Annotated in this window: 15 protein-coding genes; 4 read left to right on the forward strand and 11 right to left on the reverse strand. The window is 62.8% G+C overall.

Going from position 1 to position 26,955, the window contains the following annotated elements; genetic code table 11:
- Nucleotides 1–15: 15 nt before the first annotated feature.
- The 3 genes from GO988_RS00775 to GO988_RS00785 all read right to left on the reverse strand — a co-directional run bounded on the left by GO988_RS00775 (nt 16) and on the right by GO988_RS00785 (nt 11,354).
- Nucleotides 16–3,690 (reverse strand): gliding motility-associated C-terminal domain-containing protein, encoded by a 3,675-nt coding sequence (locus GO988_RS00775; RefSeq protein WP_157561631.1) that lies wholly within the window; start codon nt 3,688–3,690, stop codon nt 16–18.
- A gap of 798 nt (nt 3,691–4,488) precedes the next feature.
- A complete protein-coding gene (locus GO988_RS00780) occupies nt 4,489–10,479 on the reverse strand; it encodes a carboxypeptidase-like regulatory domain-containing protein (RefSeq protein ID WP_157561632.1) in 5,991 nt (1,996 codons plus the stop codon).
- Nucleotides 10,480–10,637: 158 nt separating this feature from the next.
- Nucleotides 10,638–11,354: a 3-ketoacyl-ACP reductase gene (locus GO988_RS00785; RefSeq protein WP_157561633.1), complete on the reverse strand. Its 717-nt coding sequence runs from the start codon at nt 11,352–11,354 to the stop codon at nt 10,638–10,640.
- Nucleotides 11,355–11,508: 154 nt separating this feature from the next.
- Here GO988_RS00785 and GO988_RS00790 point away from each other — a divergent pair, with 154 nt between their 5' ends.
- The gene (locus tag GO988_RS00790) at nt 11,509–12,480 is read left to right on the forward strand and encodes an NAD(P)H-quinone oxidoreductase (RefSeq protein WP_157561634.1); all 972 of its coding nucleotides are present in this window, start codon (nt 11,509–11,511) and stop codon (nt 12,478–12,480) included.
- A gap of 140 nt (nt 12,481–12,620) precedes the next feature.
- Here GO988_RS00790 and bcp read toward each other — a convergent pair whose 3' ends face one another.
- From bcp to GO988_RS00805, 3 genes are all read right to left on the reverse strand, one after another.
- Nucleotides 12,621–13,070, reverse strand: coding sequence for a thioredoxin-dependent thiol peroxidase (gene bcp / locus GO988_RS00795; protein WP_157561635.1), 450 nt, complete (start codon nt 13,068–13,070; stop codon nt 12,621–12,623).
- Nucleotides 13,071–13,216: 146 nt separating this feature from the next.
- Nucleotides 13,217–15,247 (reverse strand): M23 family metallopeptidase, encoded by a 2,031-nt coding sequence (locus GO988_RS00800; protein WP_157561636.1) that lies wholly within the window; start codon nt 15,245–15,247, stop codon nt 13,217–13,219.
- Between the two features lie 180 nt (nt 15,248–15,427).
- Nucleotides 15,428–16,042: a fumarylacetoacetate hydrolase family protein gene (locus GO988_RS00805; protein WP_157561637.1), complete on the reverse strand. Its 615-nt coding sequence runs from the start codon at nt 16,040–16,042 to the stop codon at nt 15,428–15,430.
- 205 nt (nt 16,043–16,247) lie between these two features.
- Here GO988_RS00805 and GO988_RS00810 point away from each other — a divergent pair, with 205 nt between their 5' ends.
- A complete protein-coding gene (locus tag GO988_RS00810) occupies nt 16,248–17,054 on the forward strand; it encodes a M48 family metallopeptidase (RefSeq protein ID WP_157561638.1) in 807 nt (268 codons plus the stop codon).
- Between the two features lie 139 nt (nt 17,055–17,193).
- Nucleotides 17,194–17,778, forward strand: coding sequence for a hypothetical protein (locus GO988_RS00815; protein ID WP_157561639.1), 585 nt, complete (start codon nt 17,194–17,196; stop codon nt 17,776–17,778).
- Between the two features lie 99 nt (nt 17,779–17,877).
- On the opposite strand, the gene nagA is transcribed toward GO988_RS00815, so the two are convergent.
- The 4 genes from nagA to GO988_RS00835 all read right to left on the reverse strand — a co-directional run bounded on the left by nagA (nt 17,878) and on the right by GO988_RS00835 (nt 23,433).
- Nucleotides 17,878–19,038 carry an N-acetylglucosamine-6-phosphate deacetylase gene (gene nagA / locus GO988_RS00820; protein ID WP_157561640.1) on the reverse strand — a complete coding sequence of 387 codons (1,161 nt, stop codon included), beginning with the start codon at nt 19,036–19,038 and terminating at the stop codon, nt 17,878–17,880.
- A 207-nt stretch (nt 19,039–19,245) separates the two neighbouring features.
- A complete protein-coding gene (gene nagB, locus GO988_RS00825) occupies nt 19,246–21,165 on the reverse strand; it encodes a glucosamine-6-phosphate deaminase (RefSeq protein WP_157561641.1) in 1,920 nt (639 codons plus the stop codon).
- Nucleotides 21,166–21,286: 121 nt separating this feature from the next.
- Nucleotides 21,287–21,982, reverse strand: a complete 696-nt coding sequence (locus GO988_RS00830; protein ID WP_157561642.1) for a hypothetical protein — start codon at nt 21,980–21,982, stop codon at nt 21,287–21,289.
- Nucleotides 21,983–22,068: 86 nt separating this feature from the next.
- Complete coding sequence (locus tag GO988_RS00835; protein WP_157561643.1) at nt 22,069–23,433, reverse strand: UDP-N-acetylmuramate--L-alanine ligase; 1,365 nt, start codon at nt 23,431–23,433, stop codon at nt 22,069–22,071.
- A gap of 308 nt (nt 23,434–23,741) precedes the next feature.
- Between GO988_RS00835 and dnaB the strand changes: the two genes are divergently transcribed.
- On the forward strand, nt 23,742–25,388 hold the full coding sequence (gene dnaB, locus GO988_RS00840) for a replicative DNA helicase (RefSeq protein ID WP_157562660.1): 1,647 nt from the start codon (nt 23,742–23,744) through the stop codon (nt 25,386–25,388).
- A 93-nt stretch (nt 25,389–25,481) separates the two neighbouring features.
- On the opposite strand, the gene GO988_RS00845 is transcribed toward dnaB, so the two are convergent.
- A complete protein-coding gene (locus tag GO988_RS00845; protein ID WP_157561644.1) occupies nt 25,482–26,903 on the reverse strand; it encodes a PQQ-dependent sugar dehydrogenase in 1,422 nt (473 codons plus the stop codon).
- Between the last annotated feature and the right edge of the window lie 52 nt (nt 26,904–26,955).

The raw sequence follows: 26,955 nt of genomic DNA on the forward strand, positions 1-26,955 counted from the left end.
TGCCCGGCGCAAGGCCTAATACACGACCGTGATAGGGCCGCTATACGACTTGCCATTACCTAAGGTGATGACGTAGTAGTAGGTGCCAATGGGAGCCGGCTGCCCGCCCATGTTGCCGTTCCACTCGTTGCTGCGGCCGTAGCCTGAGGCTTCAAAAATCTTGTTGCCCCAGCGGTTGAATACCAGCACGTGATTGGCGGTGTAGTCGCCGATGTGGTCGATTTCCCAAGTATCGTCTTGGCCGTCACCGTTGGGGCTAAAGGCACTCGGGATGCGCAGGCGCGGCCGCACCGTCACGGTTACGGAGCTGCTGCCGGCGCAGTCGCCCACCTTGGCCGCCAGCGTGTAGGTGGTTGTGGCGGCCGGCGACACCACGGGCCGCAGCTGGTTGCCGCCCGCAAACGTCAGGCCAAGGCCTGGCGTCCACGTCACGGGGAAGCTGCCGCTGGCCGTGCCTTCGAGCGTCACTTGGTCGCCTTCCATGATTTCTTTGTCGGGCCCAGCACTGACTACCACGGCCGGGTTAACGGCTACCCGCACTGCGTTTGACACTACCGTGAGCGGGCCGCACGCTGTGGTGGTGCGCATGGTTAGCGTCACGGTTTGGCCATCGCGCAGCGTGCTGCTGGTGAAGGTAGTGGCCTGGGCGCCGGCCACGTTCACGCCATTTACCTGCCACTGGTACTGGGGGGTAGGGCCGGGATTGGCCGTGTTGTCGAGGCTAAACGTAACCGGGTCGCCGGCGCAAACCGGCAGCAAAGTTTTGGCGCTAATGGTGGCCGTGGGCAGTGCCACCGGCGTTAGGCTGATGGTGACGGTAGCCACTGCCGGGCCGCTGGCGCAAAAGCCGGGGGTAGGCGTTAGCTCTACCCGCACCTGGTCGCCGTTGGCCAGCGTGCTGCTGGTGAATGTGGCGCTGGTGGCCACCTGCACATTGTTGACAAACCAACGGTAGCTGGGGGCCGTCCCCGCATTGGAGGGTGCCGGGCTAAAGGTGAAGGCTGTGCCCGCACATTGCGCTGGCGGGGTGGCCAGCGTTACCCCCGACACGAGCATTGGCTGCAAGCGCAGCGTCACCACGTTGGAAAAGTCTACCGCGCACGTGCCCGAAGCGGCCCGCCGCCGGTAGTAAGTAACGACCGTAATCGAGCTTGGTGTGTAGGTGGTCCCGGTGGCGCCAGCTATAGCCGTCCAGGTCGCATTGTCGGTAGATGATTCCCATTGATAGGTATACGTGCCGGTGCCGCCGCTGGCCCCGGCCGTGCTGGTGAGGGTAGGTAGGGTAGTACCTGCGCACACCGTTTGGTCGCTGCCGATAGTGCCTGCCGCCACTGCGGGGTTGACCGTCACAGTCACCGTGCCGGTGCTCGTGCAACCGGCGGCACTGGCCGTGGTCAAGGTATACGTCTGGGTGATGGGCGCGCTCGTGGTGTTAGTCAGTGTCACCGTGGGGTTGGCTACGCTCGTGCTGCTGAGGCCGGTAGCCGGGCTCCAGCTATACGTAAGGCCCGCCACCGGTGCGGCTCCTAGCGGCGCCGCCGTGCCCGAGCAGGTGGTGAGGGCGCCGCCGGGCACAGCCACCGGCAGTGGGTTTACTGTCACGGTTACCGTGCCGGTGCTCGTGCAGCCGGCGGCACTAGTTGTGGTCAGGGTATACGTCTGGGTGGTGGGCGCGCCCGTGGTGTTAGTCAGTGTCACCGTGGGGTTGGCTACGCTCGTGCTGCTGAGGCCGGTAGCTGGGCTCCAGCTGTACGTAAGGCCCGCCACCGGCGCCGCCCCCAGCTGCGCAGTGCCGCCCGAGCAGATAGCGGCGCCCGAGCCGGGCGCCGCGGCTGGCAGCGGATTCACCGTTACCGTTACCTGCGCATTGTACCCGCAGTTGGGGCCTATTCTAGTGCCCGTAATGGTGTAAGTGGTCGTTTGGGTGGGGTTCAGTACAAACGGACCGGCCCCCGTAAGGGGGGTAGCGCCGCCCACTACGGTATACGGCGCGTTGCCACCCGTTACGGTTAGGGTAGTGCTACCCCCCTGGCAAAGGTTGAGCGCGCCCGCCACCACTAGGGGGCTACTGGGCGTCACGGTCACGCGCTGCGTCACCGAGTCGGTTGGGCAGCCATACTGCGTAACGCCGCGAGCCACGAGGGTGCCACCGCCGGGCGTGGTCCACTGTACCTGCACGGGATTAGCGGTGTTGCTGCCCACAATGGTGCCACCCACCACGCGCCAGCTTAGCTTGGGCGCGGTGCCGCCGCTGGCCGTGTAGGTACGCACCGGGTTGAGAATGCACACCGTTTGGTCGCCGCTGATGGCCGTCGGTCCCCTCGGCTTGGTCACAGTGATGTGGAAAATGTCGGCCACCGTTTTACCAGCGCAGCCGGTGTCCTTCACAGTTAGGGCCACATCGTAGGGCGTGGCGCGGGCATCGGCGCAGCTAGTGGCGTATACCAAAGTGCCGGTTACGGTGCCGTTGGTGCCGCTCACGGTGGCCGTGCCCGTGGGGTTGCCCGGCGCCACGGTGCCGGGGTTGCCGTCGAGCGTGGCTTGGTAGCCGCCTGGCCCATCGAGCAGCACGCTGTTGAGCGTCAGGGTCATGGGGTGGTTGTCGGACTGCGTGACGGTGATGGGAATGCTGAGCGTGCCGCCCGCCTCCACAGTATAGTCGCGTGGCGTAACGGCATGCGCCGGCAGCACCGGCGGCTTGGTGGGTGGGCACGAAGCCACCACCAGCTGCAAATCGCGCCGGGTAGTACCTATCAGCACTTCCTGGCCACCGATGGTGCGGTATTCTTTCACATCTACCGCCACCACGTACTTGCGCCCCACCACGGTAGCGCCGTACTTAGCCAGCCCCGTAGTGGGGTCAAGAATGGCAAAATTACCCGCGCTCGTGCCGAAGGGGGTAGTGGCCGAATAGCCCGCGCCCGGCACATAAGCGAGCAGTGGCGCCGGAGGCACAAAGCTGCCGGTAGGTAGTACGCCCAGGCCGCTAACGGTGCCAAAGGGCTGCCCAAACGAATACACCAGCCGGTCGCCGTCGGCGTCTACGGCGTTGTTGAGCAGCACGGTAGTATCGTTGGCGCACACAATAGCCACGGCCTCGTCCGAAAACACCGGCGAGTGGTTGGGTATCTGCGGCGGGCTCAGGGCCACGTACAGCGTCAGCGACTGGTCGCCGGGCACGTACAGGTTGGTAATGTCCACGTTGCGGTTGCCGTCGGTAAACAAGGCGTAGTAGCCTTGAGACGACAGCGGCAGGTTCACAATGCCCACAAACTTTTGCAGCCGGTAGGGCAACGACGCCCCCGTTATGGTGCAGCCCGGCGGAATGACTGGTGCAATACACGGCGTGATGGACGTTTGGTCCATGCTCATCATGCCTATTTGGCCGGCGTAAGTCGTCGTATACGGGTAGTTGACCGACGTCAGTATCACCCGGGACCCGGTAGCCTGGTCATAAATGCCGACGCTGGCCGACGTGCGCAGCGTGCTCGAGGCGCAGTTGTTGTACAGCGTCACGGTTATTTCGTAGCGCAGCGGCGCGGTAGTCGGGCCGTTAGCATCTACGTAGCGATACGTCATCTCACCGCCCAGCAAGTGTGTGGCCAGGGCTGGGTGGGCCGCCCCCAGTACCAGCAGGAAAAGTACCAGCCCTGGCAGCGAACCTAACCAGCGAAGTAGAGTTGAAATCATATAAAGGCGGTGAGAGTAGCCGAAGAGTAGAAAAAAAGCAGTCGTTTGGGAGCCAAGCGGGGGTAGGGGAGAACACTTGCTTAGCCCCGGTGCAGGCTGGGCCCAGGGGGCAGCACCAGTAGCAACTGCCAGCGCCGCCAACGTGCCAAGTAGCTAGCAATGCCTCAGGTAAGCAAGCAGTTGCGGCCAGCGCTACAAAGCCGAAGCCTCGTATGAGCTTGCGCCGCCCGCGTGGCCCAGGCAGCTGGTCGCGCGCCGAAGGCGGGCGCTAGTCGCCCGGCTTGTGGCCAAGCGCAAGCAGCACGACCCAGCGCCCACCGATAAAGCAAGTAATAGCTTGTTTAGCTAATGGCAGCATCACATTCCTCGCATGGGGTAAAGTAGATTCTATTGTGAATATCCCATTTTCTCACAATTATACACAACATAAAGGCAGTCTGAATGCTGCCAAAAAAGCAGTACGGCCCCAACGCACTAGAAAGCAGTTTTATCCCTATTAAAATAGGAAGAATACGGCCCCTAGGCAGCGGTTACGCCCTAAGGCTACCCTGCCGGCAAGCAACACAGCTTCCAGCTTTCAGAAATTTTTAGACAGGACACGTGCCCCAAATGCCAGCGCCGGCCACGCCGCGGGCGAATAGCTTTTGCTGCCCGGAAGGGGTAGCAAAAGCTATTTGCCCGCGGCGTGGCCGGCGTTAGAAACCAACGCTACTACTGCGCTTTTGCAAACGATAGACTAGACCAGGCAACACGGCGGGGCTACTCGCAAAGCAGCCCCGGCCTCACGTGTTAGCTACGCTACCGCACTAGCACCTGTTTGCTAGCCGTGCGCCCAAACTTGGTGGGGAAGTACAGCAGTTCGGCCCGTGCCGGGTTGAGGGTGTAGCTGCCGCGGTAGCGCGGCTGCAACGCCACCCGAAACGTGTGCTTGCCAATGGGCAGCCAATCGATAAAAATGCCCGCCTGCTGCTTCAAGTACTCGCGGTGCACCTCCAAGGGGCTGGGCGTGGCGGGCGGGCCATACGAGCAGCCCGCCGGAATGGGTACTTCCAGCAGCACGTAGCGCGCCTCGGCTTTCACCTCCACCGTAACGACCAGTTCGGTGGGCTTGCCGGCGGGCAAGGCTACGCGGCCACCTGCCTGCCCGGCCAGCGTGGTCGTGACTACGAAGGGCTTGGCCGCGGCGAGGGGGGTAGGGTTCCAGCGGGTTTGGTAGGCGGTGGCGTACACAGGCAGGCCGCCCGTTTTGCGCAGCGTAAGTGGGCCCGTAGCCGCCAGCTTGGCCACAAACGGAAAGGTGGTGATGAGGCCCGTCGGCAGCCCTGCCCCCGCCGGCCCCCTAACCTGCACCTGGGCCGCCGCGCCCCCGCCGGGCGCCAGCAAATCGGGCCCAATGGTGGCCAGTATCTGGGCTGCCTGGTAGGTGCTTTCCCAGTACCCGCCGCCGCGCAGCCCCAGCAAAAACGCGCGGATGCGCGCCAGCTCGGCCGTGTGGCCGCCCTGCGTGCGCAGCACCGTATAGGCAAGTAGCGTGGTGCCCACGCGGTCGGGCAGTAGGTAGCGGAAGTACGAGCTCGTGTGCAGCGTATCGGTATAAAAAACGCCGCCCAGCTCGGTGCGCAGGCGGTAGCGCTGCAAGCTGTCGAGCTGGTAAGGCAGACGTAGCTCCTGGCGCAACGCGCTGAGGGCCAGGTAGCGGTCGAGGGGTAGGCGGCGCGGGGCGGCCCGCTCGATGTGGCGCACGTAGGTGGCGTAGTCGACCGGCGCGCCCAGGGCGTGTAGCAGGTGCAGCAGCCGAATCTGGTCGTCGTCGCGCCGGAAATACCCGCGCAGTTCCGGCAGGTGGTTGGCGCTTTGGTCCAGCTCGCTCAGCAAAAAACGCTGTACCTCGTCGCGGTTAAAATCGACGGGGTAGCCGGCCCGCTCGGCGGCCAGCAGCGCCTCTACCACGTGCACCGTGGCCCAGGGGCTCACCTCCGAAGTAGGCCAGGTGCCCCACAGGCCAGTGCCTTTGTCGCGGCCTTCTTGCAGGCGGCGAACCAGAAAGCTAACCGCCTTTTTCCCTTTAAACGCCGCATGCTGTTGCTCGCGAATGCGCTGCTCGAGCAGCAGCCCGTGCAGGCGCGAGGCCATTTGCTCGTTGCAGAGGTAGGCATATTCTTGCAAATGCTGAATTTCGGCTAGCAGCACGGGCAGCGCGTCGCTTTCCAGGCGCACCGTCACTTCACCCAGCTGGGGGTCGAGGGGTAGGGCCACCGTAGTATCGATAGCCGTGAGGAGGGCAAAGGTGCCCACGCGCTCGCGGGTGCCGGCGGGCAGCACCGGCACCCGGCGCTGCTCGCCATCGGCAAAGCCATTGGCTTGCTGCAAGCCGAAGGTGAGTTGCACCGAATCAGCCACTGCCACAGCCGGGGCCGTCACGGTTAGCGTGTCGATAAAGGCTGCGCTCACGCGCCGGGCCTGCTGGCGCACCACCCGCTCGCCTACCCGGAAAGTTGTGGTCACCTGTGCCGTGTCGGGTTGGTAGTTGAGCACCTTGCCCAGCACCTGCACCCGGTCGCCGGCCACCAAAAAGCGCGGCACCGCCAGTTCAGCCCGCAAAGCTTTGAACGCCCGCAGCCGCCCGGTAGCGGCGCCCACGCGCCCGCGCCCATCCGAGCCCACCACAAAAGTGTCCCAGCTCGTCACGTCGTCGGGCAGCACCACATCGGCGTGGGCACGGCCCTGGCCGTCGGTAGTGAGGGTAGGGCGCCACCAAGCATGGTCGGCAAAATGCTGGCGCAAGCCCAGGCGCGGGTCGCCGCCCGCCTGCAAGTCGGGCAAGCCGGCCAGCGCGGCGCCACTCTTGGTCGTAATGAGTACGGCGCCATGGCTGGCCCGCGTCCCGTAGAGGGCCGTGGCGGCGGCCACATCCAGGGTGCGCATTTCGGCAATATCGGCCGGGGCCAAGTCGCTCAGTTTGCCATTAAAAGTCAGGCCATTAACGATATACAATGGCTGCTGCGAGGCCGCAATGGCGGTGTTGCCCCGAATTATGACGGACGTAGCATTCGTAATGGCAACCCCCGCCACCCGGCCTTGCAGCATATTTACGGTGGTTACACTAGCGGTTAGGTCATGACGTGACTGCGTGCCGTAGCCGGTCACCACTACTTCGTCAAGTTGTTTGATATCAGCAGCAAGTGCCGTATTGAATGGGCCATTATTCGTAATAGCTAACTCCTGCGAAGCGTAGCCGACCGACGAAAAAACCAATATCCGCGCTGCCGGGGGTACTTGCAGCGAGTAGGCGCCGCTGGCGTCAGTCGAAACGCCCAGGGCAGTGCCCTTCACCAGCACCGTTACGCCGGGCAGGCCCTCGCCCGACTGCGCCTCCGTGACGCGGCCGTGCAGCGTGCGCCAGTCGAGGCGGGGGTGCAGCGGCTGCTCGGCGCGGGTTTCGCGGCGGGTGGGGCGCTCGGCAGCCAGCACCGGCAGCAGGGCGCGCCGCATTTTCAGCAGGCGCCGGCTGAGCGGGCCGTATGGTTGCCGGTCGGCTCGGCGCAGCTGCACGTAGGTTTGGCCATTGGCCTCGACCAAAATAATTTCGGTGGGGGCCAGGCAGGTACTATCGGCCAGCAGCACGGCCACTCGGTAGCGGCCGGGCGCCAGGGCCTGGAGCACCTCTACCCCCCGCCCCAGGCGCGAGAAGCGCGGCTGGTCGGGCCGCGTGAGCAACGTGCACAGCGCCTCGGGCAAGGCATTTGAGGGAGTGGTTGCGCCCGCAACAGGGGGTAGGCGCACCGCCAGCCGGCCCTGGCCCGGCAGAGTGCGGTAGTGCTCGGCAAATACCGGTAGGCGCGGCATTACCACTGGCCAGGAATATACCTGCTGGTGCTGTTCCTTAGGTACTTCGCTATAGGCAAAGTCGCCCAGCGGCAAGGGCCGCGCCAGGCCGGCCTGGCTCATGCGCCCCAGCTGAGCCGGCTCGATGCACGTCATTTTCAACACCCCTGGGTAAAAAGTGTAGCTGTACAGCGGGGCGAACAAAAACGTGCGCGGCCGCTCTGACAGGGGATTCAGCACCACCGAATCGGGCCGGAACGGGCCAGCCAGCTGCAAGCGGCTATACGTGTAGCTATTGCCCAACAGCGGGTGCAGCACCAGCCCCTGGCGCAACATGGCAGGCACATGGGCCCGCGCATCCTCCGGGGCCACCGCCACGATGGTGCGCTGCAACGCCAGCTCCTCGGTGGGCGAAAGCAGGGGTAGGCGCTTCTCTACGTGCAGCTCCCGGCACGGCTGGTTGAGGTCGATGCTGAGCGTGAGCTTGTGGCCCGCCCGTAGGTACACCGCTTGCAGCGTCACGAGCCGGGTGGCCGTACGCAGGCTAATGGTGTGGTAGCCGCTCGTAGCCACGGCGGTGTAGGGCTCGTGTTGGTTAAGGGAGTGAATATAAGCTGGCTGGCCGTCGATATAGAACGCAATGGGCGCCTGCACCCGGCCCGAATCGACCACGAACGGGGCCACCTGCGTAAGCCCGCCCGGTGCCGGCCGGTACTCGTAAAATGCGCCACCATCGGGGTACAGAAAGCTGTAAAACCGCAGCGAATCGAGCCCCAGCTGCGTGCGCCAGTGCCGCCAGTCGAGCAGCTGCTGGCCGGTAGCGTTGGGCCTATTTGCAAACTGCTCGCTCAGCCCAAAGCGCCGCCGCGACTGCCGCCCCAGCACTGGCCGCGCAAAGCTGGGCAACGCTGGCAGCACGGCCGCCCCAAACTTGCTGGTATAAGCATAGGCCGTGAGGTCGGCGTTGGGCACGGGTCGGCCGCCCTCGTCCGTGACCGTGAAGCCTAGCCGCAGCCGCTGGCCGGGGTAAGCCACCTCGGGCTGGTCGGTAGCCACGGCCAGCCGGGGCTGGGGTGGCGCCACGGTGTACTCGTCGGCGCGCAGGCGCTCGCCCCAGTAGTAGTGCAGCGACACATGCCAGGGCGTCAGGCTTTTATCTTTGACTTTCAGTTGATAATCGGTGGCGTAGCCGCGGTAGCGCAGCGCGTTGCCCCGGTACACGAAGTACCAGAACGGCAGCCGCCGGGGGTTGTTCACCACCAGGTGCACCGAGTCCGTCGAGCGGTCGGAGGCCAGGCTAAGGTCCGCATTTTGGGTGGGTAGGTTGAGGTATTCCGAGCGTCCGGCCGCATCGGTCAGGGTGTAGCCGTAGGCCTGCGGGTTGAGGGGTAGCGAGGTGGGTAGCTGCACTGGCCGCGGCTGGAGGGCCGCCGCGCTGCCGCGCGCTTGGCTGGCTGCCACCCGCAGCAGCGCACGGTGCGGCCGGTAGTGGCCCAGCGAGTCGTAGCTCAGGCGCACCGAATCGTGGCCGAGAGTGAGGTGCAACCGGCCGGGGTCGCGGCGGTAAAAGAGAGATAGGTTTTCGGCGTGCCGCTCGTTGTCGGTAGTCAGAAACGTGGCCGCTATCTCGTAGCTGATATCCGCGTTGGGGAAAATGCGAGCGGGCAAGTTCACGCGGGTTTCGCCCAGCGCGTCCAGCGCCTGGGTGTGCGTCCAAAGCGTGTCGGGCACAAACAAGCGGCGGCCGGCCAGCACGCCCGGCTCACCGCCAGGCACCACCGCCAGCCGCACCCGCGCATCGAGCAGGGGCAAGTCGTTGGCATCGGTGCCGCGCAAAAACACGGCCTGCGGCTGGCCGCGCCGGGGTTCTTTTTCGAGCGCCCGCAGCGCATACTGCGCGTTGTTCAACTCATAGTCTTCAAGCTGAAAATTGCCAGTAGCCAGCGTGTTATCGTCTTTATCGGCCAGGCGCAGCACCGGCGACGTGTCGGTCCGCAGGCCCAGCGTATCGGCGAGGGGTAGGGAGAATTCGTAGGAGCCGGGCCGCACCGGGCGCAGCGTAGCCAGGCGCTTTTCGCGGCCCAGGCCACCCCCGCTCAGCCACAGCGTGAGGGGTAGGGTAGCAGGCCGGCCACTGCCGCGCCGCAGCACCCGCGCCTTCAGGCGCAGGGTGTCGCCGGTGGGCCGGTAGCGTGGCTGGCTCACTACCAGGTAGCTGCGCCAGCGGGCACCGCGCCACTGCCGGCGTTGCTCCTGGCGCCGTTCGCGCACCTCCTCGCTAAAGGCCGAGCGCACCAGCCCCACCAGCCCGCTAGTGGTGTACGACGGATGCTTCACATCGCGCCCCAGGTTCCAGGCGGGCACGGTGAGGTAGCCCAACGGCACCCCAAACACGACCCGCTTGCTCAGCCTCACGAAGCCGCTCTGGCGGTATGCAGCCCTCGGAAACGACTGCTCTAAGGGGTGAAACGTGGTGCGCCCGGCCTGCGTCACGGCTACCAGGCCCGCCCGCCCGGCGTGGGCGCGGCGGTAGGTGTGGGTGGCCGCGTCGTAGGGCACGGCGTGGCCCCCTACCGCCACTTGCGCAGTGGGCAGCGGCTGGCCCAGCGAGTCGCGCACCACTAGCACGAGGTCCACTTGGTTGTCGAGCACCTCCACGGTGCGGTCGGTATCGGCTCGCAGCCAGTACACTAGCTCGGGGCCTTCGGTGTGGGCCACCAAGTAGTAGCCCAGTGGCAGCGGGTGCCGCACCAGCGAATCGGTGCGAAAGGAATCGACGGCCACCGCAAAAAAATCGGGCCGCGCTGCTCGCAGCCCGCGCTCGTAGAGGCGACGCGCCTGGGCTTCAGTCAGCCGAAAAACCTTGGTGAGGTAGCTGCTCTGGCGGGCCTTAGCCAGCTGCTGCTGTGCCAAAACTGGCAGAGCCAGCCAGCACAAAAGCAACGTGAGTACGAGTTGATACATAAGCGGTGGGGTAGGGACTGGCTACCTGATGCCACCGCGCAGCTTATTGCACAAACACGTTATTCAACGAATAAAAAAAGCTCGATATGCATAAAAAAAGGACGTCATGCTGAACGAAGCATGACGTCCTTTTTGGTTTTCTGGTGCTTTATAGAGCCCTACGGGTTAGTTGACCACAACCCGGCCTCCTTGATGAAAATGCGCCGATTCAGCTTCAGCTGCGAGACAATAAACTCGGCAATATCCTCGGGTTGCATCACCTTGTCGGGGTTGCCGTCGGTGAGGTTATTGCTGATAGCCAGCTCAGTAGCTACTGTGCTAGGCGTGAGGGCCGACACGCGGATATTATGCTTGCGCACCTCCTGCATCAGTGCCTCGCTTAGCCCCATTACGGCAAATTTGGAGGCGCTGTAGGCGCTGCTGCCCGCCGCCGCACGCAGCCCCGAGGTCGAGGAAATGTTGATGATGTCGCCCGTTTGCCGTTCTATCATGGCGGGCAAGGCGGCGCGCGTCACGTAGTACACGCCCAGCAGGTTCACCCGGATAATGTGCTCCCAGTCGGCCGGCGGCATGTCCAAGAACTTGGCAAACGTGCCGATGCCGGCGTTATTTATCAGGATATCAAGCGTTCCCAGTTCGCCGGTGATGTGGGCCACGGCGGCGTTCACGGCGGCTTCGTCGGCCACATCGGCGGTAGCCACGCTGGTTTTCACGCCCAGCTTTTGCAGCTCGGCGGCCACCTCGGCAAGCTGGTCGGCGGAGCGCGCCAGCAGGCCCACATGCACACCTTCGTGGGCTAGTGCCAGTGCCACAGCCTTGCCAATGCCTTTGCCCGCGCCCGTTACAAGGGCGACTTTTCCGGTTAACTTTTCCATGGGAATAAATGAAGTTTTCAGTGAGGTAACGCCACCCTAACCAGCTGGGTTGGCCAGAAGTTGGGGGGTAGGGCGCGCCAGCCGCTGGCCGTGGCCCCGTACTAATTTGTCCGCGGGCACAACGGCCAGCGGCTTCGCTGCGTCTTTACGCCTCATGAAAGCTATTGTGATTACTCAGGCCGGCGGCCCCAACGTGCTTCAACTCCAAGAGCGCCCGCAGCCCGTGCCCGCCGCCCACGAAGTGCTCATCCGGGTGCGCGCCACCGGCCTCAACCGCTCCGATATTGCCCTGCGCGAGGGCAAGTACGGCGGCGGCCCCGTGGCCGGCGTGGTGCCCGGCCTCGAGGTATCGGGCGAAGTAGTGGGGGTAGGGGCCACCGCCCCGCGCTGGCACGTGGGCGACGAGGTGTGCGCCCTCGTCAGCGAAGGCGCTTATGCCGAGTATGTGGTCGTCGATGCCCGGCACTGCTTACCTATCCCGGCTGGCTGGTCGGTCGAAGAAGCCGCTTCCCTGCCCGAAACCGCGTTCACGGTGTGGTTCAATGTGTTTCAGAAAGCCGCCTTGCAACCCGGCGAAACGCTGCTCGTGCACGGCGGCAGCAGCGGCATCGGCCTCACGGTTATTCAGGTGGCGCACGCGCTGGGCAGCCGGGTACTGGCCACCGCCGGCTCGGCCGATAAGTGCCGCGCCTGCGAAGAATTTGGCGCTGCTACCTGCGTGAACTATAAAGAAGCGGATTTTGAGGAAGCCCTAAAGGACGAGGCCATCGACGTCATTTTCGACATGGTAGGCGGCGACTACACCGCCAAAAACCTGCGCTTGCTTCGCCCCGACGGCCGCCTCCAATCCATCAACGCCATGCAGGGCGCCAAAGCCGAAATCAACTTGCTCGACATCATGACCAAGCGCCTCACCCTCAGCGGCAGTATGCTGCGCCCGCGCTCCGCCGATTTCAAAGCCGCGCTGGCTGCCGAGGTAGAAAAGCACGTGTGGCCGCTCGCGGCCAGCGGCCAACTTAACCCGGTTATCTACCGCACTTTTCCGCTAGCGGAAGCCGCTCAGGCCCAAAAATTGATGCAAAGCAGCACCCACGTCGGCAAGCTTCTGCTGGTGAATGGGGGGTAGGAAATATAGCGTTACTCTCCTGATTTATACAGCACGTCATGCTGACGAAGGAAGCATCTTGGCAGGTTCAGTGGATTTGCACCCCAGCGAACCTACTAAGATGCTTCCTTCGTCAGTATGACGTTCTTTTTTGACCGTACCTATTTCAGTACCTGCGCGGCGTGCTCCTTGGTATCGGGGCGCTTGATAACCTTCTCAATGACACCTTCTTCGTTGATGAGAAAGGTGGTGCGCACGGTGCCCCAGTAAGTTTTGCCGTAGTTTTTCTTTTCCTGCCACACGCCGTAGGCCTGCACAATGGCTTTGTCGGCATCGGCCACGAGCGGAAAATTCAGGTCGTATTTCGCCGCAAATTTGCCGTGCGAGGCCGCGTCGTCGGTGCTCACGCCCACTACTTGGATGCCCTGGGCGGCGAGCAGGCCTTCGTTGTCGCGCAGGTTGCAGGCTTGGGCGGTGCAGCCGGGCGTATCATCCTTGGGGTAGAAATACAAAGCCACTTTCTTGCCCCGCAAGCTGCTTAGGGCGAAAGTATTACCGTGTTGGTCGGGAGCGGTGAAATCGGGCGCAATGGTGCCGGGTTCGGGAAGCATTTTCGTTAACTGGTCGGAGGTGAAAGACACTGAAAAAAAATGCCATGCCGAGCAAAGCACAGCCTCTTTACCACGTTGTTCAGGTTACTAATCAATCGAAGCGGTAGAGATGCTGCGCTTTGCGCAACATGACGGGCAAAATAAAATTACAAGCTCAGCGGAATTACCCGCTCGTTGCCGACCTGGTCGGTGAGGCGCAGCTCGGCGGGGCCGCGCAGGGCCGGGCCTAGGGTATCGCCGGCCACCGTGAAGAGCGTATTGTTCTTATACTCATAGCGTAGCAACCGGAAGCGCCCGCCAATGAGCAGCCGGTACGAAGCCAGCCCCGACATATCGTCGCCCACCCGAAACAGCAACTGCCCACCCTGGCGGCCCAGCAGCCGCGCCTCGGGCGCCTTGGTATCGGTGTAGAGGCGGAACTGCCCAAACTGCTTCACGTTGGCTGAAATCTGGGTGCCCGTCTCGTTCCAGGTGCCGCCCACGTAGGCCCGGCCGCCCTTGGCCGTCACGCTGTAGATGGCGGTGCGGGGTAGGTCGGCGGGGGGGGTAGTGGGCTTCAGGGTGAGGCGCAACGGCAGGTAGAGCGGCACCAGTGGCGTGCCAATCGTCCAAGTTTCGGGGGCGGCGGCCGTGGCCGCGTGGTAGGCCGTGCCTAAGTAAAGGGGCGAAAACAACGTTTGCGGCCCAAAAATCAGGTTGAGGTGCGCCGTGGTGTAGCTCGTTTCCTGGCCGGTTGGTATCATCACTTGGCGGTCAAACGCCTTCTCTACCCCCTCAAAAAACAGCGAGTCGGGCAGGCCCGCGCGCAGGTCGTAGAGGTAAGTAGCTTCGTGCCCAGCCGCGTAGCTAGGCCGGATTTGGAGGGTGCGGTTGCCGCGCCGCAGCACCAGGTTGCCGCTGTCGGCGGCCGCCACGGTCACTTTTAGCAAGTTGCGGGTAATGTCGTAGCGCAGCTTCGGGATAGCGGGTGCCGCGGCTGCGCCAGAAAACTCGGCGTATTTGGCAGGCTCGCCGCGCAGCACCAAGTGGGCTGTGCTCTTATTATCGTAGGAGTCAGCCAGCTCAATATCAATGCTATAGACCTTGCCAGCTTCCACGTTCAGCTTGCCCTGGCCAGCGCCGGCGGGCGTGTAGAAGCCGAGGTCGTTGCCTTCGTCTACCCACAGCTTTTGCAGCATGCGGCCAGTGGTGTGCTGGTAGAAATAATCGACAAAATTGTTGACCTGCCGCGAGCCGTTCGGAAAAGGCACCGCGTCGATAACGTGCTGGTAGTGCGGCTGGCCATTCACGCGCACCGTCACGCGCTGGATGCCGTTCTTATTCCAGGCATTATCAAAGCGGTCGAAGCCTTGCAGCAACAGCCCCACCTGCCCAAAGCAGGCAATGGTATCGGGCCAGGTAGTGTGGGCGCCAGCCAGCGGCTGCAACTTCGGCACCAGCAGGGCCCGCTCGAAACGCCCGCGCACCCGCGCGCCGATAGCCAGCGGCTCTACGGCCAGGGCCTGCAAAATGGGCCCGACATGGTCCTGAATTTCGGGCAGGCCGCCCCATTGCAAGGGGTTTAGTTGGCGCTGCTCAGCGTCGCGCACTTCCCAGTGCACGTGCGGGCCGGCCGAGCCCCCGGTGTTGCCCGAAAGCGCCACCACCTGGCCGCGCTTCACCGGGAACTGGTTTTTGTCGAAAAACAGCTCTAGTTCGTAGGTCTGCTTCTCGTACTGGTGGCGCAGGAGCTCGGCGCCCACTGCGCACTCAAACTTATTGAGGTGGCCGTACACCGTTGTCAGTCCATTGGGGTGGGTGATATACAGCACGTTGCCGTAGCCAAACGACGACTGCTTGAGCCGCGAGATGTAGCCATCGGCCGAGGCGTACACGGGTTTATTAACCCCGCCGCCGGTTTTCACATCGAGGCCGCCGTGGAAGTGGTTGGGCCGCAGCTCGCCCATGCTGGCGGCCAGGTAGCCCGGCTGGCCGGGCGCCACTGGTATGAGGAAGTAGCCGGTTGCCACGGCCGATGCCGAGGTTCCGGCGGCCGTAGCCGCCGGCCGAATGGGCCCCGTGGGCCGATGCGCCGCCGTGTCATCTCCCTCGTCTTGGGCACGGGCGGTAGGGGGTAGCAATAGAATAGCACCCAACGCCGGCAACGCGAGCCGGCGCAACAAGTTTATAGTCAGCAAAATATATAGCTTGGATAACGGAAGAGAAGAAGGATAAAGCAGTGGCTAGCGCTAACTGTATGTGCAGCCCTACCCCCTACTCCTGCCCTGCGGGCGAGGGGAGCCGGACGTTCTCTAATGTAACGTCGCCGTAGCTCCCCTTTCCCCAGGGCAGGGGTAGGGGGTAGGGCTACGCCAGTATTACCGCACGGGCACTTCCAATATTTTCTCGCCTTCTAAGTAGCCAACTAGCTCGTCGCCCGGCTTTACTGGGCCCACGCCGGCGGGCGTGCCCGTAAAAATGAGGTCGCCCTGCTTGAGGGTGATGTACTGCGACACGAAGGCGATAATTTTGGCAAACGGGTGCAGCATCAGCCCCGAATTGCCTTGCTGGCGCACTTCGCCGTTTACTTCGAGCTGGAAGTTGATGTTGGCAAAATCGGGGAAGTCGGCCACTGGCTTAAAGGTGGGCGACACGGGCGCCGAGCCGTCGAAGGCTTTGGCCAGCTCCCAAGGCAAGCCTTTTTTCTTGAGTTCGCTTTGCAGGTCGCGGGCCGTGAAATCGATGCCCAGGCCAATGGCGTCGAAGTAGGTGTGCGCAAATTTTTCCTCGATGTGGCGGCCGTTTTTGCTCACGCGCAGCACCAACTCTAGCTCGTGGTGAACGTCTTGCGAGAAGGCGGGCACAAAAAACGGCTGGCCGCGCTGCACCAGCGCCGTTTCGGGCTTAAGGAAAATGACGGGGGCGGCGGGCGTTTCGTTTTGCAGCTCAGCAATATGGTCGGCGTAATTACGGCCGATGCAAATAATTTTCATGAACAGAGGGACTAAAGGCAGGGGGAGTACGCTGGTTTTGGGGTGGGGGCTGCGCCCGGCCTGGGGCGTTCTCCAAAGCACAAAGTAAACATTTCCCCCGCCCGGTTGCGTATAGGCTCGGCTGCCCGGCTTTAAAACTGGCCTTATATGTGCTGTTTTAAGCCGGGTTCGCCTCGCTCTTCTTTCAGCAAAACCTTCCTTTCCCATGCTTAAAAAAATTGTACTTGCCAGTTGCCTGCTACTCGCCGCTGGCTGCACCACGGTGCCCATCACGGGCCGCCGCCAGCTGAGCCTAGTGGGCGATAGCGAGATGAACGCCCTAGCCGTTACCCAGTACAAGGAAACGCTGGGCACGGCCAAGCTCTCGACCAATGCCACCGAAGTAGCCATGGTGCGGCGCGTAGGCCAGCGCATTCAGGCGGCCGTGGAGCAGTATTTTCGGCAGCAAGGGCAGTCGAGCCAGCTCGAAGGCTACCAGTGGGAGTTTAACCTCATCGACGACCCCAAAACGGTGAATGCTTGGTGCATGCCCGGCGGCAAAGTGGCCGTGTACACCGGCATCCTACCCCTCACCCGCGACGAAACCGGCCTGGCCGTGGTAATGGGCCACGAGATTGCCCACGCCGTAGCCAAGCACGGTGCCGAGCGCATGAGCGACCAGATGCTGGCGCAACTCGGCACCACGGCCGTATCGACGGCGCTGACCAAGAACCCGGCGGCCACTAACAGCATTTTTGCTAGTGCCGTGGGCACGGGTACGCAGCTAGGTGCCCAGGGCTTGCTGCTCAAGTTCAGCCGCAACCAGGAGAGCGAAGCCGACCACCTGGGGCTCATCTTCATGGCGATGGCCGGCTACAACCCAGCGCAGGCAATTCCGTTCTGGCAGCGCATGGCCGCGCAGAGCCAAAACACTACCCCCGAATTTTTGTCGAGCCACCCCGCCGATGCTACCCGCGTGGCCGATTTGCAGCGCTTGCTACCCGAAGCCCAGAAGTACTACAAGCCGCGCTAGCGCGGGAAGTAGGAGTTAGAAGTTATAAATTATGAATTAAATATGATTATTCATGTGCTTGACTGGGTGCGTGTTACATTTATCGTTTTGCAATCTGAGCGCCGCTAATTTATACTTTATACGCCCTACTTCTACCGCAATGCGTACCCTTTCCCGCTTATTTGGACTGCTGCTGCTGGGCTTGCTCACGGGGTTGTTAATGTTCTCAACATCTTCGTGCGAAACTACCCGGCGCCGCGAGCAGGCCGACCCCACGCGCTCAGGCCAGAGCATCAGCAACGCCGACGCGGCCCTGAGCGGCGCGGCCAGCAGCCGGCAAATCATGCAGCTGACCGAGGCGGGGGTAGTCGATTATAAAACGCCGCAGTCGGTGCTGGCCTCGGCGCTCATCCGGCAGTTTCACGATGGCACAGTCATCGACCGCGTGCTAGTGCGCAAAGCCCCCGGCGACCCCAAAGACAAGCCCGCCTACTTCCTGATAGGTATGGGCCTGAACAATGGGAAGTTTCGGGCCATGGCGCTGCCCCTGCGCGGCACCGACGACGGCACGTTTTACCTCACGCCCAACGCCGACCGCTACGTGCTCAGCAGCACGGGCTGCCCCACCTGCTACTTCGACTTTGAGGATGGCCAAATCGTGGGCACTACCTGCGACGATACCGTGGGGGGTAGCAGCTGCACGCTCCAAGTCTTAACCGCTAACGAAGTATTTGTGCGCCGATGAACACTGCCAGCAAATGGGCCTTGCGCCTCGCCCTTACGGCCCTAGCCGTACTGCTTGCCAACGACAGCGGCCGCCGCACCCGACCCCTACCCACCGCGCCTAAGCCGTAGGTACCGCGCTATAGGCGTGAGGTGCCGCGCTATAGGCGTGAAATTCGCCGCTTATAATAGTGGCGTGGGCCTGGTAGTCGTCGTCAAACAAGCACATATCGGCGCGGTAGCCGGGCGCAATGCGGCCGATTTCGTTGGCCAAGCCAATCACTCGCGCGGGGTACAGCGAAGCCATGCGCAAGGCTTCGGGTAGGGGTAGGCCCACGTGCTGCACGCAGTTGCGCACGGCGGTGAGCATGGTGAGCGCCGAGCCGGCCAGCGTGCCGTTTTCATCCACAAAATAGTCGCCCTGCTGGTGAAAACGGTAGGCGCCGTACGTGCTATTTTCCACGGCATCGGTGATGAGAAACAGGCGCTCGCCCAGTATTTTTTGGCTGATGCGCAGGGCTGCGTAAGCGCAGTGCACGCCATCGGCGATGATGCTTGCCTGGACCTGGGCCGCGTCGTACACGGCCCCCACCAAACCCGGTGCCCGGCTTTCAAACCCCGACATGGCATTGAACAAGTGCGTAGTCGTGCTAACGCCCTGCTCAAAAGCTGCCGAAGCCTCCTCGTACGTGGCCGCCGAATGCCCCGCCGACAGCACTACCCCCGCCGCCCGCAGCCGGGCCACCACGGGTGGGCTCACGCGCTCGGGGGCCAGCGTCATCAAGCGGAGAGCGCCGGCGGCAGCGGTCAGCAGCTCGTCAATAGCTTGGGGGGTAGGGGTTTGGATAAACTCGGCCTGGTGGGCACCTTTCTTAAGCGGGTTGATGTAGGGCCCTTCGAGGTGCAGGCCTAGCAGGCCGGGCATGGTGGGCAGCGCGGCCTGCACGGTGGCCAGTGCCTGCGCCATCAGGGCGGGCGGACTGGTGGGCAGGCAGGGCATAAAGCTGGTGGTGCCGTGCCGCAGCGTGTGCGCCCGCAGCCGCGCCAACACTGCCGGCGTGGGCTCTACGGAGAATAGCACGCCGCCCCCGCCATAAATCTGCAAGTCCACGAAGCCCGGGCACAGGTGCAGGCCACGGCCATCGCGGCGGGGCACCTCGGCGGGTAGCTCGCCACTGGCGGGCAGCACTGCTTCAATGCGCTCGCCGTTAATAAGCACCGCGTGGTCGGGCAAAACTTCGGTGCCAGTGTACACGGTGCAGGGCATAAGTAGGTAGCGCATAAAGGGAGGGGTAGGGCTGGTAAGGAATTGGGAGGAATAGTGCTGAAAAGAACCTCCTGCTCATCTGGTGTCCGCTTGCCGAAGCACCGCGCTCGCCTCGTTAGATGAAGCGAGCGCGGTGCTTCGGCAAGCGGACACCAGATGAGCAGGACCGCCTCTTTTATAACGTTCTTTTTGTTAAGAGGAGAACAGGCCCTTTTAATCAGTCTAAAAATGCCAGCGCACAAACGCCTCAATGGCCTCGTACTCGGGCAAGCCCAGCTGGTCGTAGAGCTTGGCGGTGGTGCGGTTGCGCTCCTCGGCGCGCTGCCAAAATTCGCGTTGGTCGGCCCCCGGAAACAGCGGGCGGTCTTTCTGGCTTTGGTGCTTGAAAATGGCGCGGCGCTTGCGAATCAGCTCCTGCGGCGAAAGCGGCACGGCCATCTCAATCTGGTCCACGTCCCACTCTTGCCAGGCACCGCGGTAGAGCCACACCCAGCAGTCGGGCAGCCACTCGCTGCCCGCCGCTTGCAGGCGGTGTATCGCTTCAAAAATGGCCGCTAGGCACACGCGGTGCGTGCCGTGCGGGTCCGAGAGGTCGCCGGCTGCGTAAAGTTGCTGCGGCCGAATCTGATTCAGCAGATTGATGGTGAGCTGGATATCTTCCTCGCCCAGTGGCTTCTTGCGCACCCGGCCAGTTTCGTAAAACGGCAAGTCCTGAAAGTGCGCGCGCTGGTCGGGGTCGAGGCCGGCGTAGCGCAAGGCAGCTTTGGCTTCGCCGCGCCGAATGAGGCCCTTGAGCTGCTGCACCTCGGCCGAATCGACCTGGCCGGGCGCTTTGGTATGCAAAAAGTCGGATACGCGGTGGTAGAACTGCTCGCCCGCCGGGTCGTTTTGCTGAAATAGCTGGTCGTATTCCGCCGCAAAATCCGCGAAGCGAATGGCCTCGTCGTCAAACACGGCAATGTTGCCCGAGGTCTGGTAGGCCACGTGCACCTCGTGGCCCTGGTCCACGAGACGCAGCAGCGTGCCGCCCATCGAAATCACGTCGTCGTCGGGGTGCGGCGAGAAGATGAGCACTCGCTTATGAGGGGGTAGGGCGCGTTCAGGGCGATAGGTGTCGTCGGCGTCGGGCTTGCCGCCCGGCCAGCCCGTAATGGTGTGTTGCAGCTCGTTAAACACCTTGATATTAATGCTATACGCCGGGCCCGATTCGGCCAGCAAATCCGAGAGGCCGTGCTCGTTGTATTCCTCATCGGTGAGCTTGAGGATGGGTTTGGCGAGTTGGTGGGCCAGCCACGTCACGGCTTTGCGCACGGTGGCGGGCCGCTGCCAATTGCTGGCGATGCCGGCCAGCCAGGGCGTTTTCACGCGGGTGAGCTCGGCGCTGGCGGCCTCGTCGAGCACCACGCGCACGTGGGGGTGGCGCTGCAAGTAGGTGGCGGGCACCGAGTCGGTGGGCTCGCCCTCGGTCATGCGCTTCACCACGGCGGCTTTGCCCTCGCCCCAAGCTAGCAGCACAATTTCGTGGGCCTCCAAAATTGTGCCTACCCCCATCGTGAGTGCGCGGCGCGGCACGTGCTCTTCGCCGTAAAAATCGGAGGCCGCATCGGTGCGCGTGATGTGGTCGAGGGTGATGAGGCGGGTGCGCGACGCCGGCCCCGAACCCGGCTCGTTGAAGCCGATGTGGCCGGTGCGCCCGATGCCCAGAAGCTGCAAATCGATGCCGCCGGCTTCGCGAATCTGCTCCTCGTAGCGGCGGCAAAACTCGGCCACTTGCTCGGGTGGCACCGTGCCATCGGGGATGTGCACGTTCTCGGGCCGAATGTCGATGTGGTCGAACAAATACTCGTGCATGAAGCGCACATAGCTCTGCAACGAGCTGGGCGTCATGGGATAATACTCGTCGAGATTGAAGCTGATGACGTTGGCAAAGCTCAGGCCTTCTTCGCGGTGCAGCCGCACCAGCTCCTCGTAGAGGCGGGTGGGGGTAGAGCCGGTGGCTAGGCCCAGCACGGCGGGCCGCCCCTGCGCCGCCCGCTCCCGAATGAGACGGGCCACCTCGCGGGCTACCGCCACGGAGGCCTGTTCCGAGTCGGGGTAGATGGTGGTCGGAATGCGTTCGGCGCGGGCTTCGAGCAGGTTCATAGCAAAAACGGTAAGGGAGACATGCCGGGGCAAAACCCCGCTCTCGGCGCCGCTTACTGCGCTGGTTAGCTGAGGTTTGCTGCCAAAACTACGTAAAGCAAATGCTCAAGCAAAACCAGCCCTACCCCACCTCGGTGGGCCAAGCCGGCGCCGTGGGCTGCCCGCGCCGCCCCAGCGCCCAGCAGTAGCAGCTGTGCAGCACGAGGGTCAGCCCGAAATTGATATTCCAGATGTTCCGGTTGAATTGCAGCGAATAGTGCTTGAGCATGTAGTTGCTGAACAGCGCAATTTGCAGGTAGCCCACAAAATAGAGCGCCAGCCCCACCGACACCCAGAACATGGGCTCGCGCTCGAGGTGCCGCACGAGCAGTTCGCGCAGCAGCTTGCGAAAATAAAGGCTTACCATTCCCAAAATAAGCAAGCTCTGAATGACCTGCTGCCCAGGCCGGAACCACGACGTGAGGTCGGCGGCCAGCAGGCTATCGAGCACGGTGTAGGCCGTGAAGCCGCCCACCAGCCACGGCAGGGCCCGGTTGAAAGCGGCCGATTGCAAGGTGCTGCGGTACACCAGCGCCAGCAGCGCCAGCTCGCCCACCGTGTAAAAAGGCATGATAAACAGGTTGTTGTGGTGCAAAAACCCCAGCGCACTACCCAGCAGCTCCAGCGGCAGCTCAAACCAAGCCAGCCAGGCGAGGTAGCGCAGGTTTTGCGGCAGGCGGCGATACTGCACCGCGCCAATAACTGCCCCTCCCACCACCGTGAGCATCAAGAGCACGAAGTCAATAACCTGCTTAAGCGTAGGCGGCGGAATAGTCATGAAGGTGAGGATAAAACGTGCCTGATACCCCGCGGGCCTCACCGCGAAGCCTCAGGCACGAAAAAAGCAGCTAATTAGCCCAAACGCTACCCCACCACTTCGGCGGCTAGGGCCGGGAGGTCGAGGCCGTCGAAGGTGCCGGAAGTCATCAGCAGCAGGTTGGCATTAGCCCACTGCTGCTCGTGCAGGAAGGCCGCCAGCGCCCGGCTGTCGGTGAACACGCGCAGGTCGGGCCGCGCAAAGGCCGCCGCCACCTGCTCGGGCGCGAGGGGGGGTAGGCGCTTGTGCTCCAGCACGTGGGGGTTGAAATACACCACCGCCACATCGGGCGCGTCGAAGCAGTGCGCGTACTGCGGCAAAAAGGCCGGGTTGAGCGAGCTAAACGTGTGCAGCTCGAGGCACGCCACCAGCCGACGCGCCGGAAACTGCTGCTTCAGGGCGCGGGCTGTGGCGCGCAACTTGCTGGGCGCGTGGGCAAAATCCTTGTACACCACCGAGGTAGCGCCGGCCTGCACCAATTCGAGCCGCCGCGCCGCACCCTTGAACGTGGCCACGGCTTTATAAAAATCCTTGCCCTTGATGCCCAGCTGCTTGCACACCTCCTTAGCCGCCGAAATATTGCGCAGGTTGTGCTCGCCAAATATTTGAATGGGCACTTCCTCGTCCTTCTTAGTGACAAGGAATGTTTGACCGTCGCGGATAATATTTTCGTGCGGGCCGTAGCCCACGTAGCGCACATCGGGGCTGGTGGGCACGGCCACCAGCTGGGTTTGCTCGTCGTCGCGGTCGTAGATGAGCACGCCAGCTTTGGGGGTTTGGCGAGCAAAAATCTCGAACTGCTCGCGGTAGATTTCCTCGGTCGGAAACACGTTGATGTGGTCCCAGCTGATGCCCGAAATCACGCCGATGTGGTGCTGATACAAGTGAAACTTGGGCCGCCGGTCGATGGGCGACGACAAATATTCATCGCCTTCGATAATGATAATCGGCGCGTCGTCCGTGAGTTGCACCATCAAATCGAAGCCTGCCAGCTGCGCGCCCACCGCGTAGTCAAACTTGCGGCCGTGAAACCGCAGCACGTGCAGAATCAGCGCCGTGATGCTCGTCTTGCCGTGCGAGCCGCCAATTACCACGCGCTGCTTGTCTTTGCTGGCCTCGTAGATGTACTCGGGGAAGGAATAAATTTTCAGGCCCAGCTCTTGGGCACGCGCCAGCTCGGGGTTGTCGGGCCGGGCGTGCATGCCCACAATCACGGCCGAAAGGTCGGGGGTGATGCGGGCAGCGTCCCAGCCTTCGGAGGGGGGTAGGAGGCCGGCGGCGGCCAAGCGAGCGCGGGCGGGCTCAAAAATCTCGTCGTCCGAACCCGTTACGTGGGCCCCGCGCCGGTGCAGTGCCAGGGCCAGGTTGTGCATAATGCTACCGCCCACGGCAATCAGATGGATATTTTCCAAGTGTCTTTTTGTTAAATACTTACGGCTTAATACTGCTCTCTGCTAGCGGCCAGGGTAGGGCCGCCAGCCCACGCAAAGCCAGTGCCTAAGCAGCGCGCAGCCAGCCGGTTGAAGGGGGCGAAAGTACGGCGGCGTTCCCAGTCGAGCTGGCCTGCTGCTTAAAAGAAATAGGCGGGGCCAGCTTTCATTTCGTCTGCTTTAAGTTAGCTTTGTTAGTTCAGGTCCTGCCTGGCCTGGTCGCTTTTTCGGAGGTGGCCACTTGCTCTATTATCCGCCTTTTGCCCCTGCCTGCCTACATGAACGACCGTATGGACGACCGCCTTAAGCAATCTGCGGCCCGCGCCGCTGCCGCCTTCCAGGGCGGGCGCGGCGCGCGGCTGCCCGTGCCGCTGTCGCCTAGCGGTAAGCTGCCCCCGCAGCGCCTCGAAATGGAAGCTGCCGTGCTTGGCGCCCTCATGCTGGAGAAGGATGCCCTTACTACGGTGGTCGATATTCTCAAATCGCAAAGCTTTTATAAAGACGGCCACCAGCGCATCTACAAGGCCATCAGTAACTTGTTCGATAAGTCGGAGCCCATCGACCAGCTCACCGTGGTGCAGGAGCTGCGCGAAATGGGCGAGCTGGAGGCCGCTGGGGGGGTAGGCTACGTGGCCGGCCTCACAATGCAAATCAACTCGGCCGCCAACATCGAGGCCCACGCCCGCGTCATCTTGGAGGCAGCCATTAAGCGCGAACTCATTCGCACGGCTACCGACATCTTGCGCGACGCCTACGAGGAAACTACCGACGTCTTTGAGCTGCTCGACGCCACCGAGAAAAACATCTTCCAAGTGTCGGAAGACAACATGCGCAAGGGCGTCGATTCGATGCAGGACTTGATGGTGAAGGCCATTAAGGAACTCGAAGAAAAGAAGCACCAGAAGGACGGCCTCACCGGTGTACCCACCGGCTTCTCGGCCCTCGACCGCGTTACGAGCGGCTGGCAACCCTCTGACCTCGTGATTATTGCGGCGCGGCCAGGCATGGGCAAAACCGCTTTCGTGGTGTCGGCCATGCGCAACGCGGCGGTCGATTTTAAAAAGCCAGTCGCCATTTTCTCACTTGAAATGTCGTCGTTGCAGCTCGTCAATCGTCTGATTTCGGCCGAGGCGGAGCTAGACTCTGAGAAGATTAAGAAAGGCAACCTCGCCGACTACGAGTGGGCGCAGCTCAACCACAAGATTTCGGCCCTGTCGTCGGCCCCGATTTTTATTGATGACACGCCTGCGCTCAGTATCCGCGAGCTGCGGGCCAAGTGCCGGCGCCTCAAGTCGCAGCACGATATTCAGCTCATCATCATCGACTACTTGCAGCTGATGAGCGGCGGCGAAGCCGGCCGGCCGGGTGGCAACCGCGAGCAGGAAATTGCCAGCATCTCGCGGGCGCTTAAGGGCATTGCCAAGGAGCTGAACATTCCGGTGATTGCGCTGTCGCAGCTCTCGCGTTCGGTGGAAACTCGCGGCGGCGACAAGAAGCCTCAGCTGAGTGACCTGCGTGAATCGGGCTCTATCGAGCAGGACGCCGACATGGTTATCTTCTTGTACCGCCCTGAATACTATAAGATTACCGAAGACGAGATGGGTAACCCTACCCAGGGTATGGGCGAGGTTATCATTGCCAAGCACCGAAACGGCTCGCTCGAAACGGTGCAGCTCAAGTTCATCGGCCGCTTCACCAAGTTTGCTGACCTCGACGGCTTCGATGGTGGCGACGCGGGATTTGGCGACGCCGCTGCCGCGTACACGCCGAACTCTTTTCCTACCAGCAACTTCGACTCGGAGGCTGGCGGGGGGGGAGGGGCCCCAGGCGCCGGCTTTGCGCCCAATACTATTCGCCTGGGTAGCAAGATGAACGATGCGCCCTCGCCCGTGGCTTTTCCGAAGAGCAACAGCTTTGGCGAGGAGCCGCCATTTTAGCCGTCTCGAAGGCTGCAAACCACTTAACTAAAGAACGTCCTGCTGCGCACAAGCGCAGCAGGACGTTCTTTAGTGGTAGCAATCCAGGAGTGCCTACTGCACTACCAGCCGCGCCCGGCTGGGTTGGTTAGTCAGTGAGGCAGTTTCCACCACGTATAGCCCAGCTGCTAAGCCACTAAGGGGTAACTCTATATCAGTTTGCCCCGCTGCAAAGCTGGCCTGCCGCACCGCCCGGCCTAGGCCGTCGAATACGCGCACGGCCGCCGTGCCGGTAGCGTTGCTGCGGCGCAATGAAACTAGGGCCGAAGCGGGGTTAGGCGAAATGCTGAGGGTAGGAGCCGGGGTGCTGGCACTGGCAGCGGCCAGATAAGCGCGGTTTTCGAGCACGATAACGCGGTCGTCGGTGGCGCCGGGGTTGCCGCGGCCATCCTGGTTGCTGGTGCTGAGGTACACGCGGCCCTGGGGCGACACGCACACGGCGCGGAGCCGCCCGTAGGTGCCAGCCCAGAGGTTGGTTTGGCTGGTTATCTGGGTGCCGTCGGCGTTCAGCTGAAGCTGGATAAAGGTGCCGGCTTTTAGGCTGGTCATGAGCAGCGAATTGTCCCAGCCCGGCACGGCGGGGTTGTTGTAATATGTGATGCCGGCCACGGCCAGGGTAGGCGTATAAGCCACTAGCGGCTCGCGCACGTTGTTGGCGGTGCAGAAGGTTTGCTCGGCCGTCAAGTTGCAGAAGCCCTGCACGGTGGGCCAGCCGTAGTTGCGGCCGGGCTCGATGAGGTTTACCTCGTCATCGTTGTCGGGGCCGTGCTCCGAGCTGTAGATTTTGCCCGACGGCGCCTGCACGAGGCCCTGCGGATTGCGGTGGCCGAAGGTGTAGAGCCGGCTGCCGGGGGTAGGGTTGTCGGCCGCGGCCGTGCCATCGAGGTTGAGGCGCAAAATCTTGCCATTGAGTGAAATCGTGCTCTGGGCTTCGGGCTGGTTTTGGGCGTCGCCGGTAGTCATGAGCAGCGTGCGGTCGGGCAGGATGAGCAGCCTCGAGCCATTATGCGTTGGCACTGACGAAATATTATCGAGCAGCACAAGCGGGCTGCCCAGCGTGCCCGTGCTGGCCGAGTACGTGAGACGCACCAGCTTCTCCTTAAGCGCGCCGCTGGCCGTGTAGTTGTACACCACATACACGTAGGGCGCGGCGCCAAGCAGGTCGGGGTGCAGGGCCATGCCCAGCAGGCCGCTCTCGCCCGTCTCCGTCACATCGGCCACCGTAAGCAGGGGTAGGACTTGGCCCGTGGTCGGGTTTACGCGGCTGATGCGGCCGCCGCGTTCCGTCATCCATAAGAAGTTATCGGGGCCCCACAGCAATTCCCACGGCGTGCGCAGGCCCGTAGTGAGGGCCGTAGCCGTGAGCGTAGTTGTGCCCACTTGGTACGTGCCCAGCACCGCGCCCGACTGCGCCTGGGCGTGGCAGCTAGCCAGCGCTAATGCGCCAGCTAGCCAGCAAATCGTAACGTTTTTCATCCTGGACGGAAAAAATATGATGTAAATAAGTTGGTGGCGAGTTGGCTGTTAA

This window comes from Hymenobacter ginkgonis, from assembly GCF_009755225.1.
Lineage (GTDB): Bacteria > Bacteroidota > Bacteroidia > Cytophagales > Hymenobacteraceae > Hymenobacter > Hymenobacter ginkgonis.

Bases quoted from the DNA above. Each gene is read 5' to 3' on its own strand.
- GO988_RS00810 (WP_157561638.1), top strand. From the start codon at position 16,248: ATGCTTAAAAAAATTGTACTTGCCAGTTGCCTGCTACTCGCCGCTGGC.
- GO988_RS00815 (WP_157561639.1), top strand. From the start codon at position 17,194: ATGCGTACCCTTTCCCGCTTATTTGGACTGCTGCTGCTGGGCTTGCTC.
- dnaB (WP_157562660.1), top strand. From the start codon at position 23,742: ATGGACGACCGCCTTAAGCAATCTGCGGCCCGCGCCGCTGCCGCCTTC.
- bcp (WP_157561635.1), bottom strand. From the start codon at position 13,070: ATGCTTCCCGAACCCGGCACCATTGCGCCCGATTTCACCGCTCCCGAC.
- GO988_RS00805 (WP_157561637.1), bottom strand. From the start codon at position 16,042: ATGAAAATTATTTGCATCGGCCGTAATTACGCCGACCATATTGCTGAG.
- GO988_RS00780 (WP_157561632.1), bottom strand. From the start codon at position 10,479: ATGTATCAACTCGTACTCACGTTGCTTTTGTGCTGGCTGGCTCTGCCA.
- GO988_RS00775 (WP_157561631.1), bottom strand. From the start codon at position 3,690: ATGATTTCAACTCTACTTCGCTGGTTAGGTTCGCTGCCAGGGCTGGTA.
- GO988_RS00845 (WP_157561644.1), bottom strand. From the start codon at position 26,903: ATGAAAAACGTTACGATTTGCTGGCTAGCTGGCGCATTAGCGCTGGCT.
- nagA (WP_157561640.1), bottom strand. From the start codon at position 19,038: ATGCGCTACCTACTTATGCCCTGCACCGTGTACACTGGCACCGAAGTT.
- GO988_RS00785 (WP_157561633.1), bottom strand. From the start codon at position 11,354: ATGGAAAAGTTAACCGGAAAAGTCGCCCTTGTAACGGGCGCGGGCAAA.
- GO988_RS00830 (WP_157561642.1), bottom strand. From the start codon at position 21,982: ATGACTATTCCGCCGCCTACGCTTAAGCAGGTTATTGACTTCGTGCTC.
- GO988_RS00790 (WP_157561634.1), top strand. From the start codon at position 11,509: ATGAAAGCTATTGTGATTACTCAGGCCGGCGGCCCCAACGTGCTTCAA.
- nagB (WP_157561641.1), bottom strand. From the start codon at position 21,165: ATGAACCTGCTCGAAGCCCGCGCCGAACGCATTCCGACCACCATCTAC.